General features: G+C 48.0%; 15 protein-coding genes. 11 read left to right on the top strand and 4 right to left on the bottom strand.

What is annotated here, in order from left to right:
- The first annotated feature begins 149 nt into the window (after positions 1–149).
- The 3 genes from KNO72_RS02515 to KNO72_RS02505 all read left to right on the top strand — a co-directional run bounded on the left by KNO72_RS02515 (position 150) and on the right by KNO72_RS02505 (position 2,173).
- The gene (locus KNO72_RS02515) at positions 150–416 is read left to right on the top strand and encodes a UPF0223 family protein (RefSeq protein ID WP_031421520.1); all 267 of its coding nucleotides are present in this window, start codon (positions 150–152) and stop codon (positions 414–416) included.
- Positions 417–652: 236 nt separating this feature from the next.
- A complete protein-coding gene (locus tag KNO72_RS02510; RefSeq protein WP_015881266.1) occupies positions 653–841 on the top strand; it encodes a hypothetical protein in 189 nt (62 codons plus the stop codon).
- A gap of 78 nt (positions 842–919) precedes the next feature.
- The gene (locus tag KNO72_RS02505) at positions 920–2,173 is read left to right on the top strand and encodes an inositol monophosphatase family protein (protein ID WP_214757151.1); all 1,254 of its coding nucleotides are present in this window, start codon (positions 920–922) and stop codon (positions 2,171–2,173) included.
- A gap of 48 nt (positions 2,174–2,221) precedes the next feature.
- Here the strand turns inward: KNO72_RS02505 and KNO72_RS02500 are convergent, their stop codons facing one another.
- Positions 2,222–2,398, bottom strand: coding sequence for a DUF5325 family protein (locus tag KNO72_RS02500; protein WP_214757150.1), 177 nt, complete (start codon positions 2,396–2,398; stop codon positions 2,222–2,224).
- A gap of 163 nt (positions 2,399–2,561) precedes the next feature.
- On the opposite strand from KNO72_RS02500, the gene typA reads away from it, so the two are divergent.
- On the top strand, positions 2,562–4,406 hold the full coding sequence (typA, locus tag KNO72_RS02495) for a translational GTPase TypA (protein WP_015881269.1): 1,845 nt from the start codon (positions 2,562–2,564) through the stop codon (positions 4,404–4,406).
- An 87-nt stretch (positions 4,407–4,493) separates the two neighbouring features.
- Positions 4,494–4,838, top strand: coding sequence for a YlaH-like family protein (locus KNO72_RS02490; RefSeq protein WP_015881270.1), 345 nt, complete (start codon positions 4,494–4,496; stop codon positions 4,836–4,838).
- 36 nt (positions 4,839–4,874) lie between these two features.
- Here the strand turns inward: KNO72_RS02490 and KNO72_RS02485 are convergent, their stop codons facing one another.
- Complete coding sequence (locus tag KNO72_RS02485) at positions 4,875–5,075, bottom strand: YlaI family protein (RefSeq protein WP_015881271.1); 201 nt, start codon at positions 5,073–5,075, stop codon at positions 4,875–4,877.
- A 115-nt stretch (positions 5,076–5,190) separates the two neighbouring features.
- On the opposite strand from KNO72_RS02485, the gene KNO72_RS02480 reads away from it, so the two are divergent.
- Together KNO72_RS02480 and KNO72_RS02475 are read left to right on the top strand one after the other, a co-directional pair.
- Complete coding sequence (locus tag KNO72_RS02480; RefSeq protein WP_074037365.1) at positions 5,191–5,640, top strand: PNPOx family protein; 450 nt, start codon at positions 5,191–5,193, stop codon at positions 5,638–5,640.
- A 33-nt stretch (positions 5,641–5,673) separates the two neighbouring features.
- Positions 5,674–6,990 (top strand): PhoH family protein, encoded by a 1,317-nt coding sequence (locus tag KNO72_RS02475; RefSeq protein ID WP_214757149.1) that lies wholly within the window; start codon positions 5,674–5,676, stop codon positions 6,988–6,990.
- A 38-nt stretch (positions 6,991–7,028) separates the two neighbouring features.
- Here KNO72_RS02475 and KNO72_RS02470 read toward each other — a convergent pair whose 3' ends face one another.
- Positions 7,029–8,201 (bottom strand): multidrug efflux MFS transporter, encoded by a 1,173-nt coding sequence (locus KNO72_RS02470; protein ID WP_240499801.1) that lies wholly within the window; start codon positions 8,199–8,201, stop codon positions 7,029–7,031.
- A gap of 124 nt (positions 8,202–8,325) precedes the next feature.
- A complete protein-coding gene (locus KNO72_RS02465; protein WP_015881275.1) occupies positions 8,326–8,793 on the bottom strand; it encodes a hypothetical protein in 468 nt (155 codons plus the stop codon).
- Between the two features lie 172 nt (positions 8,794–8,965).
- Between KNO72_RS02465 and KNO72_RS02460 the strand changes: the two genes are divergently transcribed.
- The 4 genes from KNO72_RS02460 to KNO72_RS02445 all read left to right on the top strand — a co-directional run bounded on the left by KNO72_RS02460 (position 8,966) and on the right by KNO72_RS02445 (position 15,443).
- Positions 8,966–9,244: an Fpa/YlaN family protein gene (locus KNO72_RS02460; protein ID WP_015881276.1), complete on the top strand. Its 279-nt coding sequence runs from the start codon at positions 8,966–8,968 to the stop codon at positions 9,242–9,244.
- 86 nt (positions 9,245–9,330) lie between these two features.
- Positions 9,331–10,566: an FtsW/RodA/SpoVE family cell cycle protein gene (locus KNO72_RS02455; protein WP_214757147.1), complete on the top strand. Its 1,236-nt coding sequence runs from the start codon at positions 9,331–9,333 to the stop codon at positions 10,564–10,566.
- Between the two features lie 36 nt (positions 10,567–10,602).
- Positions 10,603–14,037 carry a pyruvate carboxylase gene (locus KNO72_RS02450; RefSeq protein WP_214757146.1) on the top strand — a complete coding sequence of 1,145 codons (3,435 nt, stop codon included), beginning with the start codon at positions 10,603–10,605 and terminating at the stop codon, positions 14,035–14,037.
- A gap of 53 nt (positions 14,038–14,090) precedes the next feature.
- Positions 14,091–15,443, top strand: a complete 1,353-nt coding sequence (locus tag KNO72_RS02445; RefSeq protein WP_214757145.1) for a cryptochrome/photolyase family protein — start codon at positions 14,091–14,093, stop codon at positions 15,441–15,443.
- Positions 15,444–15,448: the final 5 nt, after the last annotated feature.

Here is a 15,448-nt window from a genome sequence, read left to right as displayed (position 1 = left end):
CCCCTTGAATCAGTTTATTTATAAGATGAATAGTATCGTTATGATATATGTTGTTTTTAAAAAAGAAGCAACAAAAAAACTATAGAGATTTCTGGCTCAACTTGCAATAGTTTTTTTTGTTGTTACAATGGGTGTCGAGGTGAAACAATATGCAAATCAACTATCCGATCAATCCGGATTGGACGACTGACGAATTGATTGAAGTCGTCGAGTTTTATAACGTCGTCGCACAAGCCAATGAAGGTGGGGTGGAACGAGAGGTTTTTCTCGACTCCTATCGTGCCTTCAAGCAGATCGTAACATCTAAGTCGGAGGAGAAACAACTGAACGCGGTTCACGACGAACAGACAGGTTATTCCACGTATCGTACGGTTCAGGCGGCAATGAAGTCCTCGAGTAAAATGATCAAACTGTAAGACCGAGCATGCCCGAGCAAATTCAGGCATGCTTTTTTGTTATTTCTCCTTTAAATCGGGTACAGTTCATTAACACCAAATCAGGTTTAGGGACCTCGGAATTGGGAATATATCCATTAAGATAAAAAATTCAAAATAGTCAGACAATTATCTTTCTTTTTCGAATTTTATCTGATATACTCAATTCAACTCACTAAACCGTAACTTGTAGCTCAACAAAAGGAGTGTGGCATCTTATGAAACAAGTGATTGAGGCATTCAAAAGAAAAGACGCAGAAAAACGGATCCCGGTGCTGCGCTTAGAGATTGATTATGAATTGGCAACCCTCTTCGATGCGATGGCGTCACAAGATGATGCTACAGTTCAGGCTAGCAAGCATCGGTTAGAGAAGTACCGCCAAGAATTATTGCGTCTCGAAGCCTAACCATTACACACACATTCAACCAGTATTCCGAGCGGATACTGGTTTTTGTTTGGTACAATACAGTTGAGGTGATCACAGATGATAGAATGGTTTGCAGTCGACTTAATCAAACAAGCGGGAGAACTGATTCGTCGTGAGATTGATCAAAGTTATGAAGTGGAACGAAAGACGGGAAAAGGGGACTTGGTCACTGAAATCGACCGCGCGGTGGAACAACTGATTGTCCGTCGAATCCAACAAACATTTCCGGAACATCAGATTATGGGGGAAGAGGGGACTACAGATCAGCCAGAACAATTGATCGGTACCGTCTGGTTTGTCGACCCGATTGATGGGACGTTAAATTTTATTCATCAAAAACGTATGTTTGCCATTTCCATCGCGATTATGATAGATGGGGTCGTGGAATATGGATTCGTCTATGACGTCATGGCGGATGAGATGTTCATGGCGCGGAAAGGATACGGGGCGACATTGAACGGTCGGACATTGACGACCCTTCATGAACATCATGTTCGAGACGCGTTTTTAAGTATGAATGCGACGTGGGTCACGCCGAACCACCAAATTGCCCCGGAAATACTCGCTCCGATTGTACGAGACTCGATTGGAACGCGAGCTCATGGTGCTGCATCGCTTGAATTAGCCTGGCTTGCTGCCGGCCGCGTGGACGGCTACATCACAATGCGCAATATGCCATGGGATTATGCTGCTGGAAAGTTACTCGTTGAAGAGGTAGGCGGGCGTGTCGTTTCCTTATATGGTGAGCCGATTCGATATGATGGAAAAACATCTGTCCTGGCTGGGAGCGATTCATTTGTAAATGACGTCATCAAACATTACGTCATCGCAAAAGGGGTCACGGCTGAAGCAAAACCGGACTTACACATCGTGGAACATGATTCGTATGAAGAAATCCGCGACTTACTCGTCTTGGCGAATCCGAATGAAGCGATGGTCCGGGAACAATTCGAGGAAGGTCGTACGTACAAAGCGTTACTCGGTAGTGAGATTGTCGGTGCGTATATGCTCGTCTCACACGAAGGCGATCGGGTTGAACTCGTCAATATCGCAGTGAAACCCGAACGTCAAAACCAAACGATTGGTCAACGCTTGTTACAAGACGCAGTGAAGCGGGCCACGATGATTGGTGGGAAAGAACTACTCGTCTGTACAGGAAATTCAAGCATCATGCAGTTGCGTTTTTACCAACAAGCCGGATTCCGATTCGATTCGGTGGAACGCGATTATTTTCGTAATCACGGGTACGATGACATCGAAGAAGATGGGCTCGTTTTACGCGACCGCATCTGCTTGACTCGTCCGCTATAAACGCAAGTAAAAGGGTTACTCCGACATGATACCGGAGTAACCCTTTTTTTATGATTGATGGTCTGAAAGAATGCGGCGACGCAATTGAATACCAAAGTATGTCGCTACGCCACTTAAAACGAGGCTTCCTAAAATAATGGTGGCGCTTCCCTCGGCCACCCCGATTCCAATGCCGACGAATCCTGCGACAACGGCCGTTGCGATCAATACAAACATTAGCTGCATGGAGGTTCCTCCTTAATTTCTCTTATCCTCCCTATTGTATGATAAAAAACACGGGATGAAAACGTTCACAGTCGATTCCACTCGACAAAGGTACTGTGACGTGTGCTATACTCTTAAAGTTGAAGAAAAGTTGAAATTTTTTAAATAAGAGAGGAATAACTACATGAACGTAAGAACAAACCTTCGTAACGTAGCCATCATCGCGCACGTTGACCACGGTAAAACAACGTTAGTCGATGAATTATTGAAACAGTCTGGTACTTTCCGGACGAACGAAGCAGTCGCAGAGCGCGCGATGGACTCGAACGATATCGAGCGTGAGCGCGGAATCACGATTCTCGCAAAAAACACAGCAATCGATTATAAAGAGACGCGCATCAACATCGTAGATACACCAGGTCACGCAGACTTCGGTGGAGAAGTTGAGCGAATCATGCGTATGGTAGACGGCGTTATTCTTGTTGTCGATGCGCGTGAAGGCTGTATGCCGCAAACTCGTTTCGTATTGAAAAAAGCTCTCGACCAAGGACTTCGTCCGATTGTCGTCGTCAACAAAATCGATAAGCCGATGGTTCGTCCACTCGACGTTGTCGATGAAGTTGTTGATCTCTTGATCGACCTTGGCGCAGATGAAGATCAACTTGAATTCCCTGTCGTCTATACATCAGCAGTCAGCGGTTCAAGTTCGTTCGATCCTGACCCAGAAAAACAAGAAGATACAATCACGCACGTGCTCGACACGATTCTTGAAAACACGCCGGCTCCAGTGGATAACTCAGACGAGCCACTTCAATTCCAAGTGACGATGCTCGACTATGATAACTACCTCGGTCGTATCGGTGTAGGTCGCGTCTTCCGTGGGAAAATCAAAGTCGGTGAGCAAGTATCGCTTTGTAAGACAGACGGTACGGTGAAGCAACTTCGTGTCACGAAATTGTTCGGTTACTTCGGCCTCAAGCGCGTCGAAATCGAAGAAGCAAAAGCAGGGGACTTGATCGCTATCGCCGGAATGGAAGATATCAACGTCGGTGAAACGGTAACGCCAGTCGGTAAAGAAGAGCCACTTCCGCTCCTTCGCATCGATGAGCCAACGCTTCAAATGCGTTTCATGACAAACAACTCTCCGTTCGCAGGACGTGAAGGCGATTTCGTGACAGCACGTAAAATCGAAGAACGTTTGATGAAACAACTCGAGACGGACGTTTCACTCCGTGTCGAAAACACAGATTCGCCAGACCAATGGATCGTATCAGGACGCGGTGAGCTTCACCTCGGGATCTTGATCGAGAACATGCGTCGTGAAGGTTACGAGCTTCAAGTGTCGAAACCACAAGTTATCATCCGTGAAGATGAAAGCGGCACAAAAGTTGAGCCGTTCGAGCGCGTCATCATCGACGTACCTGAAGAATATACAGGTTCAGTCATGGAATCGATCGGTCTCCGTAAAGGTGAGCTTGCGAACATGAACACGAATGACAACGGTCAGACGCGTATGGAATTCCTCGTGCCATCACGTGGTCTCATCGGTTACCGTAACGAATTCTTGTCAGCGACACGTGGATACGGAATCTTGAACCATACGTTCGAAGAGTACCGTCCATATATCGCTGCTGATATCGGTGGTCGTCGTAGCGGTGTTATGGTTTGTATCGAAAACGGGAAGTCGACGGCCTACTCAATCGGTGCCCTTGAAGACCGTGGGACAATCTTTATCGAGCCAGGTACAGATGTGTATGAAGGAATGATCATCGGGGAATGTAACCGTGATGTTGACCTTGCCATTAACGCTGTTAAAGGGAAACAATTGACGAACATGCGTGCTTCTGCAAAAGACTCGACACAAGTCTTGAAACGTCCGCGCGTCTTCTCACTTGAAGAGTCGCTCACGTTCTTGAACGATGATGAGTACTGTGAAATCACGCCGGAGTCAATCCGTCTCCGTAAGAAAATCTTGAACAAGAACGAACGTGAGAAAGCAGACAAGCGTCGTAAACTTGGTAAAGAATAAGTTAGCAGAAAGGGGACGCTTCGGCGTTCCCTTTTGCATGGAATAGTGTAGAATGGATGTGTATGAAATAAAGGGGGACTCTTTGTCTTGAAAGCTTCTCAAACAATCGATATCACACAAATTGACGTTCCGTGGATCGCTTCGATGCTAGGTGTCGGCAGTGACCCGAACGACTTTTCCGTTGGGTTCAATGCACTCGTTGTCACGGTCATCTTACTGACAATCCTTGTCTTTAAACTTGGTTTTGCGAAACAATTGGCATGGTGGAAGTCGCTCATCGTCTATATTCTCCTTTCACTTGGAGCAGGTACGATGGCACTCGTCTTTTTCACGTGGCCAATCCCGGAAGTGCTTGCCGTCATGGCAATCGTGTTAGCCATTTATCGTGGTCGCCTCTGGTGGAACCGTCGTCAAGATGCGGTAGAATCATAAAAAATACGGGCGTCTCTTCGGAGGCGCCCGTTTGCATTACCAGTTTCGTTTTTGTCGAAATGTAGGATATAACTTGAACTGTCCAGATGCGGCGCGTTCAGCCGTTCGTTCGCTGATTCGCTCCTGACACTCTTGACACATATACGTTTTCGCCGGTTTGTTACGCAAGCGTTTTGCTTCAAACGACCATGAGTCGATCGTCTCGACTTTATCGCAAAGAGAACATTTTACACGCATCTTTTCACCTTCCTCTATACGATGAGTATAGCATGATTTCAACCGTTAAAAGCAGGGAATTGAACCGGTAAGGGAGAATGGTACAACCATACCCGGTGAAAAGGAGGGGAGTTGAATGGCGAGCAAGGCAACGTTTGAACTGACAGCTGCGCAAGAGCGCTTGTTGAATGACATGCCGTTAACATTTCTCGTTGGTTTTGACGAGGCAAAGCGTTGGCCGATCAGCCATGCCATCAGTTGGGTGCAAGCGTTAGATGCTGTCACGGTCCGGTTCGCATTAACGAGAAATTCCCATATCGTGACCATCTTGACGACTGAAAAGACGGCTGGCCTCATCTTTATCGAAGATGGTCAGTCCTATCATGTTTTACTCTCATCAATTCGAGAGTTCGACCCGGCGGTCAAACCAAGCCTTCATCTTCGTTTTTTTGAAGGACATGTCGAAGAAGTGAGGAACATCTCGTTTTATGGAGCAGCTTACGCACAGCCCGAAATCACGAAAACATACGATATTCGTGCGGCGGAAAAGCTTGACCGTGAAGTGAAGGAAAGTCTTCATTCTTGAATACCATCCTATATTCGAGGGGCGGCAAAGTCTATGAAAAAAACGTATGTACTCGATACGAACGTACTCCTACATGATCCGCTATCCTTATTTCAATTTGAAGAACACGACGTGGTCATTCCAGCCATCGTCCTAGAAGAGTTAGATGGGAAGAAACGTAACATGGATGAGGTCGGGCGGAACGCCCGTGAAACATCGCGTGTCCTCGACCAACTCCGGACATCGGGAAAACTCCATGACGGGGTCCCGCTTGAGAACGGAGGACGTTTGTTTGTCGAAATCGGTCATGAACACCAGGTCGATATCCCGTTCGATGTCATGACGAATGATAATCGCATCTTAATGGTAGCGTTAGGATTAATGAAACAATACGAGCATGACGCGGGTCGAAAAGTCGTCGTCGTCTCAAAAGATATATTGGTCCGTGTCAAAGCGGACGCCATTGGAATTGACGCAGAAGACTATCTGACAGATCATATCGTTGACACGACGGACTTATACGCCGGCTATCGAGAGATTGAAGTCGATCAGTCGCTCATCGATGAATTTTATAAAGTTCATCAATTGCCGACGACGGCCTTGACGAAACAAGTGCTATATCCGAACTCGTTCGTCGTCTTGAAAAGTAATGTGTCGAAAGCGAGTGCGCTTGCTGTGGTCGATTCGCTTCAACCGATTTTACGACCGCTGGCACTCGATGCAGATCATATTTGGGGAATTCATCCGCGAAACGTTCAACAGCGGATGGCCCTCGACCTGTTGCTTCGAGATGACATTCCGTTTGTCACCTTACTTGGGAAAGCCGGTACCGGGAAGACGCTCCTTGCTCTAGCAGCAGGGCTCTCGCTCGTCGAGGATGAACAGCGTTACAATAAGCTCGTCGTCGCTCGTCCGGTCGTGCCGATGGGGAATGATATCGGTTATTTGCCAGGGGAGATGGAAGAGAAGCTTCGCCCATGGATGCAACCGATTTATGATAACCTAGAATTTTTATTCAATGCGAATTCAAAAGATGAGCTCGGCAATATTCTAGCCGGTATGAAATCGATTCAGCTCGAGGCGCTCACCTATATTCGAGGTAGAAGTATGCCGGACCAGTTCATCATCATCGATGAGGCGCAGAACTTAACGAAGCATGAAATTAAAACAATTCTCACTCGCGTTGGAGAGAACTCGAAAATCGTTCTCGTCGGTGACCCGTATCAGATCGACCATCCATATTTAGATGAGTATTCGAACGGATTGACGTACGCAGTGGAACGCTTCAAAGGACAAAACGTCTTCGGACACGTGCAACTCGTGAAAGGGGAACGTTCGTCCCTTGCACGATTGGCGGCTGATTTACTATAAGCGATATACACAAATAACGCCGAGCTTCGTGCTCGGCGTTATTTTGTATCGAGTTGTAACGACTGGACGTTCGTCCGTTCTAAAAAGGCATTCGAGATCATAATCAATCCTGTAATGATGAACAGGGCAGAAAATCCGAAGTGTGCCACGATTTGGGATCCAAATAGCGGTCCGAGTAGATTCCCCATGAACTGAGCGGACTGATTGTATGAAAAGATGCGCCCCGTCGCAGAGACCGGCGTATGCTGGCGCAGTAGCGATTGAACGGACGGCATCAAGGCGGCCGTTGCGAACCCGATTCCGAAACGCAACAAGATGAGTTGAGTCGTTGAGGTAACGAATGCTTGCGGAATCAAGAAGAGGCTATAGAGGAGCAGTGCCCAAAACAAGATGCGCTCTGCTCCGTGTCTGTCCGATAACCGTCCGAGACGCTGCGCCGAAACGAGAGCGGCCAGTCCCGGAGCAGAGGCGACAATCCCTGCCATGAAGGCGAGCGCGGTAGTGTTCGGATTCAATTCACGTACGTATAATGTCAAGAGTGGTCCGATGGATTGTGTCGAGAACTGAATGAGGAACGTTGTCACAAACAGACCGACAATCAACTGTGGATGTCGCAGTGAGGCGAAAATCGATTTCATCGACGCGAGTTCTTCGCGTTTCACTGGGACAAAATCTTCTTTTACGAACCAAAGCGTGATGAGGAACGTCAGGAAGAGTGCACTTCCGGTAAAGAGAAAAACGGATCGAAGCCCAATCCAGTCTGCGAGCAGTCCGCCGATGAGGGGACCGAGTAGACCACCAGTGATTCCACCGGTTGACAGGGTACCGAGCGCCCAGCCACTTTTCTCTTTTGGGGTTTGGGATGCGACCAACGTGATGCCGGCTGAAATAAATCCAGACACGGCCCCCATGAGTAAACGCAACCCGACGAGTTGATATACGTCTTGGACGAAGCTGATGAGGAACATGACGATGGCCATCCCGAGACTGGCTCGGATGAGCATCAGCTTTCTTCCTTTTCGGTCAGCCAAGCGCCCCCACATCGGAGAGACGATGGCAGCTACGAGGAACGTCGCGCCGAACGCAATCGCAGACCAAGTGACGACGTGGTCCGGATCCTTTACCCCGAGTTGTTCGATGAACAATGGGAGGAATGGTAGGACGAGACTCATCGACGCAGCGGTCAAGAAGCTACCGATCCAAACAACCATTAAGTTTCGTTTCCATAGAGGTATCGTAAGCGTCACGACCTTTCTTATTCAATTTGTAGTCAACACTCTATATACTACACTTTGTGAACTAAAAAGTCCAAAAAAAGAGAAGGTGTGACCCTTCTCATTGATTGCTTAATACGGTGATATGATTGACTTGGCGAATGACCTGATCCTCATATAATACATAGACAGGTCCGTCAGTAAGTACTTTTCCGTCTTTTGAAAATTGTAAATATACGCGCGATGCCTCGCTGAGCGATAGAGTCAATATGGTCTCACCGTAAAAACGGACATGTGTCGCGAGCTCAATCGGTTCGGCATTGTTTAAAAAAGGCGCGAGCGGCATGGCGAACGAGTCGCGTAATGCTGCATCCTTGTCTTGTCGAGACATCGGTTTGTTGTGGTCGATTCGAGTTCCTTGTGACAATCCGTCATCCCATGCTTTCCCCATTTTCGCATAGTATGCCTCACGATCATTCTCCGTCACCGAGTCCAAATCTTCAATCTTTCGTTTTCGTTCGTCAAAAATCCATACGGTCGGGTCGATCGTCAGACTGTGGCGAACCGCTCCATCAAGTGGAAAAATCATGCTTATATCCCCCTTCATACACATTACACGTTTCATTATAGCGCTCTTTCTCGTAAAATGGAAAAGAGGAAGAATGTCGCGTTCATTCATACTGTACATTGAATTATGATGAAAGATAATGTACAGTTGAGTTATGACAAACAGTCTGTCATCGTACGGAGGAGGGGTCGTAGTGGCGACAAATTTGGCTGCAATCCAACGGGAGCAAGCGCTTCAATTACTCGAGGCGGATGCTGAAAAAATCCGTTGTCTGATTGAAGTGCAGTTAGAAAACCTAAAAATGCCGAAGTGCCCGCTTTATGAAGAGGTGCTTGATACACATATGTTTGGACTATCGCGCCAAATTGATTTCGCGGTTCGTCTTGGACTCATTTCAGACATTGAAGGTAAAGGACTGCTCGATTCATTGGAACAAAAGTTATCTGCCTTGGCAGAAGCTTCAGAATTATGAACCTTATACTCAAACTGTGCAAGTGGCGCTGTTTGAGTATTTTTTTATAAGGGTTGTCGGATTGTTTTACATAAGGAAGTGAATACATGAAAACACGGTTTCGGTATTTTGATTTTGCGTTGTTTTTGTCAGTGCTCTTACTCGTCGGGCTAAGCTCCATCATGATTTATAGTGCGAGTGTTTGGAATCGTGGGGATTACGCGAATAGTAGTTTATTCTATCGCCAGCTCGTCTACGTTGGCATTGGAATCTTTGTCTATTTGATTGCGACGTTGTTCCGATATGAGATGTTTCGGAAAAAAGGCATTCGCCTCGGTCTTTATGCGCTCTCTGTCATCTTGCTGTTTGTCACGTGGGCGATGCCTCCATTGAATGGGGCCCGGGCTTGGCTCATCATCGGCGGAATGACCATTCAACCGGTCGAGATTGCGAAATTCGTTCTCATCATACTGCTTGCGAACTACTACCATGAACTATGGAACAATGAGTTGAAGGGACTCCCGGGTCGACTAGCGCGGGCCGCGATCACGAAAAAAGGGTTGCGTGCACAAATCGGCGCCTTCTTTTTAGTGCCTGTCCTCTTTTACTTTTCGTTCTACGCCATCGCAATCAATGGACAGCCGGATATGGGTGGGTTATTCGTCCTCGGTTCCATCATGTTGCTCATGTGGTTCGGTGTCGGGGCGCCGCTTCGAATTTTGATTCCGGGGATTTTAGCTGGGATGGGTACTGTATTTGTATTGTTCACGACCATCTTTTCGGAGAATCAACGAAGTCGGATTGAAGTCGTGTTCAACCCGTTCATGGACCCGGAAGGATATGGACACCAATTGCTCATGTCGATCATCTCAATTGTACATGGGGGATTGACCGGAGTCGGACTCGGGAACAGTTTTCAAAAGTATGGGTATTTGCCAGAACCAGAAACCGACTATATCATGTCAATCATTGCGGAGGAGTTAGGGTTCTTCGGTGTATTGACGGTTTTGGTCCTGCTCTTCTTCATCGCCTTTCGCGCGATTCATATCGCCAATCATGCGGATAGTCACTTTGGGATGTTCGTGTCGTTTGGGATTGCCTCACAAATTATGATCCAGACGGCTATCAATATCGGTGCGATGTCCGGTTGGTTCCCAGGGACAGGTGTAACCTTGCCACTGGTCAGTTATGGAGGAACATCGCTCATCATGATGATGGGTGTTCTCGGGGTGCTCAGCAGTATCTCGATGCGTAACCGTCATCGAGAGGCGACACGACGAGAAGAAATTCGGGTGAAGTCAGAAGAAAACGTTCAACGCTCATCGCTTCACGTCGTCAGATAAGGAAACAAATAAACTTCATTAACGGGGGGATTTCATTTGAAACCAATTAAAAAGTTACTTGTTGCAAACCGTGGGGAAATTGCCATTCGCGTATTTCGAGCGGCGACAGAGTTAGGTATTCGAACGGTCGCTGTCTATTCGCAAGAAGATAGTGGTTCCTTACATCGCTTTAAAGCCGATGAGGCCTACTTGATCGGTGTAGACAAAAAGCCGATCGATGCGTATCTCGATATCGAAGACGTGATTCGAATCGCTAAGGAGTCAGGCAGTGATGCGATTCACCCAGGGTATGGTTTCCTTTCAGAGAACATTGAACTCGCACGGCGTTGCCGTGAAGAGGGCATCATCTTTGTCGGACCGCATGAGTCACATTTACATGCGTTCGGGGATAAAGTACGAGCACGTCAGAGTGCGATTGCTGCGGGTCTTCCTGTCATTCCGGGTTCGGATGGACCGCTCACATCATATGAAGACGCGGAAACATTTGCGAACGAGCACGGATTCCCGCTCATGGTCAAAGCGTCGATGGGTGGCGGAGGCCGCGGAATGCGTGTCATTCGTACAGAAGCGGAAATGAAAGATTTGATTGAACGTGCAAAATCAGAAGCGAAGCAGGCGTTCGGTTCTGACGAAGTGTACATAGAAAAACTCGTCGAACGTCCGAAACACATCGAGGTGCAGATTCTTGGAGATGAGCACGGTCACATCATCCACTTGTTCGAGCGTGACTGTTCGGTTCAGCGCCGTCACCAAAAAGTCGTCGAAGTGGCGCCGTGTGTGACCTTGTCTGATGCATCACGCCAAGCGATTTGTGATGCGGCGGTCCAACTCATGCGTCACGTCGGTTACGTCAACGCCGGTACGGTCGAATTCTTGGTGACCGAGGACGAGTCGTTCTACTTCATCGAGGTCAACCCACGTATTCAAGTGGAACATACGATCACAGAGATGGTCACAGGCTTTGATATCGTTCAAACACAATTGATGATCGCGCAAGGTGAGTCGCTCCACGGCGATATGATTCAAATGCCGAAGCAAGAAGACATTAAACTTCTCGGTTATGCGATTCAATCACGTGTTACGTCTGAAGACCCAGGCAACAACTTCATGCCGGATACTGGGAAAATCATGGCTTACCGTTCTCCAGGCGGCTTTGGTGTCCGTCTTGACGGTGGAAATGCGTATGTCGGTGCAGAGATTTCACCGTACTACGATTCACTTCTCGTGAAATTGTCCACACATGGCATGACTTTCGAACAAGCGGCCTCGAAGATGGTTCGAAACTTGAACGAGTTCCGGATTCGCGGAATCAAGACGAACATTCCGTTCTTGATTAACGTCATGAAGCACCCGAACTTTATCAATGGAGATTACAACACGTCATTCATCGATGAGACGCCAGAACTGTTCGTCTTCCCGAAACGAAAAGACCGTGGGACGAAACTGTTGAACTATATCGGGGACGTGACGGTGAATGGATTCCCGGGTGTCGGTCTGAAAGACAAGCCGATCAGCCGTTCGGTGCGAATCCCACATGACCTCCCAGCAGAAGCGAAGCCAGGGACGAAACAAATTCTTACAGAGCTTGGACCGGACGGCCTCGCCGATTGGATCAAACGTCAACCGGAATTGTTGCTGACGGATACGACGATGCGAGATGCCCATCAATCGTTGCTCGCGACGCGCATGCGGACACAGGACATTTTGAACATTGCCGAACCGACAAGCAAACTCATGCCAGAATTGTTCTCGGTCGAGGCGTGGGGTGGAGCGACGTTCGACGTCGCCTACCGCTTCTTATCCGAAGACCCATGGGTACGTCTCATGAAGCTTCGTGAGAAGATGCCGAACGTCTTGATTCAAATGTTGCTACGCGGTGCGAATGCGGTCGGATACAAAAACTATGCAGACAACGTCATTGAGAAATTCGTACACGAAGCGGCATATGCCGGAGTCGACGTGTTCCGAATCTTTGACAGTCTCAACAACTTAGAATCGATTCAATTGGCAATCGATGCGACACTTCCGACTGGGAAAGTGGCGGAGGCGGCCATCTGTTATACGGGAGACTTGTACGATGGCAACCGTCCGAAGTACCACCTTCCGTATTATATCGACCTCGCGAAGAAACTTGAGGCGAGTGGTGCGCATATCTTGGCAATCAAAGATATGGCCGGTCTATTGAAGCCGGAATCGGCCTATGCACTCGTATCGGCATTGAAAGACGCCGTGGACTTACCAATCCACTTGCATACACACGATGCTTCCGGTAACGGGATCTTCACCTATGCTCGTGCGACAGATGCCGGTGTCGATATCGTTGACGTTGCAGCGAGCTCGATGTCAGGGATGACGTCACAGCCTTCAGGTGGAAGTTTGGTCTACGCGCTCAACCACCACGAACGTCAGCCGAAGGTCGACCCGAAACAATATGAGATCATCAGTGACTACTGGCAAGACGTGCGTCATAACTATGAACCGTTTGAAAGTGATATGCGTGCCCCGCATCCATCCGTGTATGAGCACGAGATGCCGGGTGGACAATATTCAAACCTCCAACAGCAGGCGAAAGCGGTCGGGCTTGGAGACCGTTGGGGCGAAGTCAAGGCGATGTATGCCCGAGTGAACATGTTGTTCGGGGACATTGTCAAGGTGACGCCCTCATCTAAAGTTGTCGGTGATATGGCGCTCTTCATGGTCCAGCATAACTTGACGGAAGAAGATGTGATGACGCGCGGACACCAGTTGGACTTCCCGGACTCGGTCGTCGAAATGATGCGTGGTGAATTGGGGACGCCTCCAGGTGGATTCCCGAAAGATGTACAACAAGTCATCTTGAAAGGGGAAGAGCCATTAAACGTTCGTCCTGGTAAATTGATCAAGCCATATGACTTTGAATCGGCACGCCAAGAACTATTCGAAAAATTCGAGCGACCGGTGACGGACTTTGAACTTCTTGCCCATGCGCTTTATCCGAAAGTGTACGAAGACTATATCAAACATACAACGACCTACGGGGATGTATCGGTGCTCGACACGTTGACGTTCTTCTACGGATTAAACGTCGGGGAGACAATCCAAGTTGAAATCGAGACAGGAAAAACATTAATCATCAAGCTCGTACAAGTGAGTGCGGCGAATGAAGATGGCATCCGCCTAGTCTCGTATGAGATGAACGGGGTACCACGTGAAATCGAGATTAAAGATGTCAATGTCAAATCGGCAACGACAAGCCGTCCGAAAGTCGATCGTTCGAACGCCAAACAAGTCGGTGCATCGATGCCGGGGTCTGTCTTGAAAGTATTGGTCGAACCAGGAAGTCGCGTTCACCGTGGGGAGCAGTTGCTCGTCACAGAAGCGATGAAGATGGAAACGACAATTCAAGCGGCACAAGATGGTGAGATTAAGGCCATCCATATTAAAGAAGGCGACACAATACAAAGTGACGACTTGTTGATTGAATTTGTATAATCAAAAGAAGCATAGCGCGCTATGCTTCTTTTTTGTAGATGGGAGTGGAAATCATGAGACGAGTATGTTGGTTTCGTTCAGATTTTAGACTGACCGATAATCATATGTTACACCGTGTATTGAAAGATATGGGGGAAGGAGATGACCTAGACTTCGTCTTTTGGTTGAATCCGAAATACTGTCACCCATTCGAAGTGCGGCATGACTATTTCTTCTCGACGATGCGAACGTTCATGGATGATTTAGAAGCGAAAGGGTTAGGGCTTCGTGTCCTCGTCGCGGAGACGGAGGATGCGTTCGTGAAACAGCTCGGCGAGATGGATGTGCTCTATTTTAATGCGGAGTATGTGGAACCGTTCAAACAGCGGGATGACCGTGTGATTGAAGCACTTAGTGAAGAGGTTAAAGTCGTACGACTCCTTGACCGGCATCTGTTTCATCCCGATGCGTTCCGTACAAAAGGTGGCGATCCCTATAAGGTGTTCACCCCGTTCAAAAAAGCGGCGTATGCCGAACAGCCACCCGCACCATATGAGGTTGATGTCGATCGTTTATCTCAGTACATCCGTTCAAAGAATGAACAACCGAGTGAACTGAAAGAGCTCTTCAAGCGATGTAAACGTGAATGGAAAGGGCTAGGGGAAACGGAAGCGAAGAAGCGATTGACCCGCTTCGTCAATGATCGCATGGTCGATTATGACGAGAAGCGTGACATTCCGAGCATCGCGGGGACGAGTCGACTATCTCCTTATTTACGGACAGGTGTGTTGTCGATTCGCACGATCGCCGAACAAGTGTTGTCGGCGAGACAATCAAAAGGGCGCGACACGTATTATGATGAGCTGTTGTGGCGCGAATTTTATTACATGGTCATGGTAAAGTTCCACGGATTGAAAGATCAACCGTTCAATGATAAATACAAGTCGATTGAATGGGAGGACAATGAAGAGCAGTTCGAAAAGTGGTGTAACGGGGAAACCGGGTATCCAATCGTCGACGCCGCGATGCGTCAGTTGAACGAGACAGGGTGGATGCACAACCGCCTACGCATGATTGTTGCATCTTTCCTATCGAAACATCTCCTTCTCGATTGGCGAAAAGGGGAACGGTATTTCGAGCAAAAGCTGATCGATTATGAGGCAGCGTCGAATATCGGGGGATGGCAATGGGCGGCATCAGTCGGGACGGACGCTGTTCCGTATTTCCGTATTTTCAATCCGACGACGCAATCCGAGCGATTTGACCCTGACGGAACGTTCATCCGGAAGTATGTGCCGGAGCTGAAACATATAACAGATAAATCGATTCACTTTCCGGACCCGTCAGAGCGAGACGACTATGCCATGCCACTCGTTGATCATAAAGAAGCGAGAGAGCGTGCCCTCGAACGATTTAAAGCATTGTAAATAAA

The organism is Exiguobacterium sp. s123 (assembly GCF_018617075.1).
Classification (GTDB): domain Bacteria; phylum Bacillota; class Bacilli; order Exiguobacteriales; family Exiguobacteriaceae; genus Exiguobacterium; species Exiguobacterium profundum.
The sequence above is the reverse complement of the archived record's forward strand: the minus strand, read 5'-3'. Positions and strand labels throughout refer to the sequence as shown.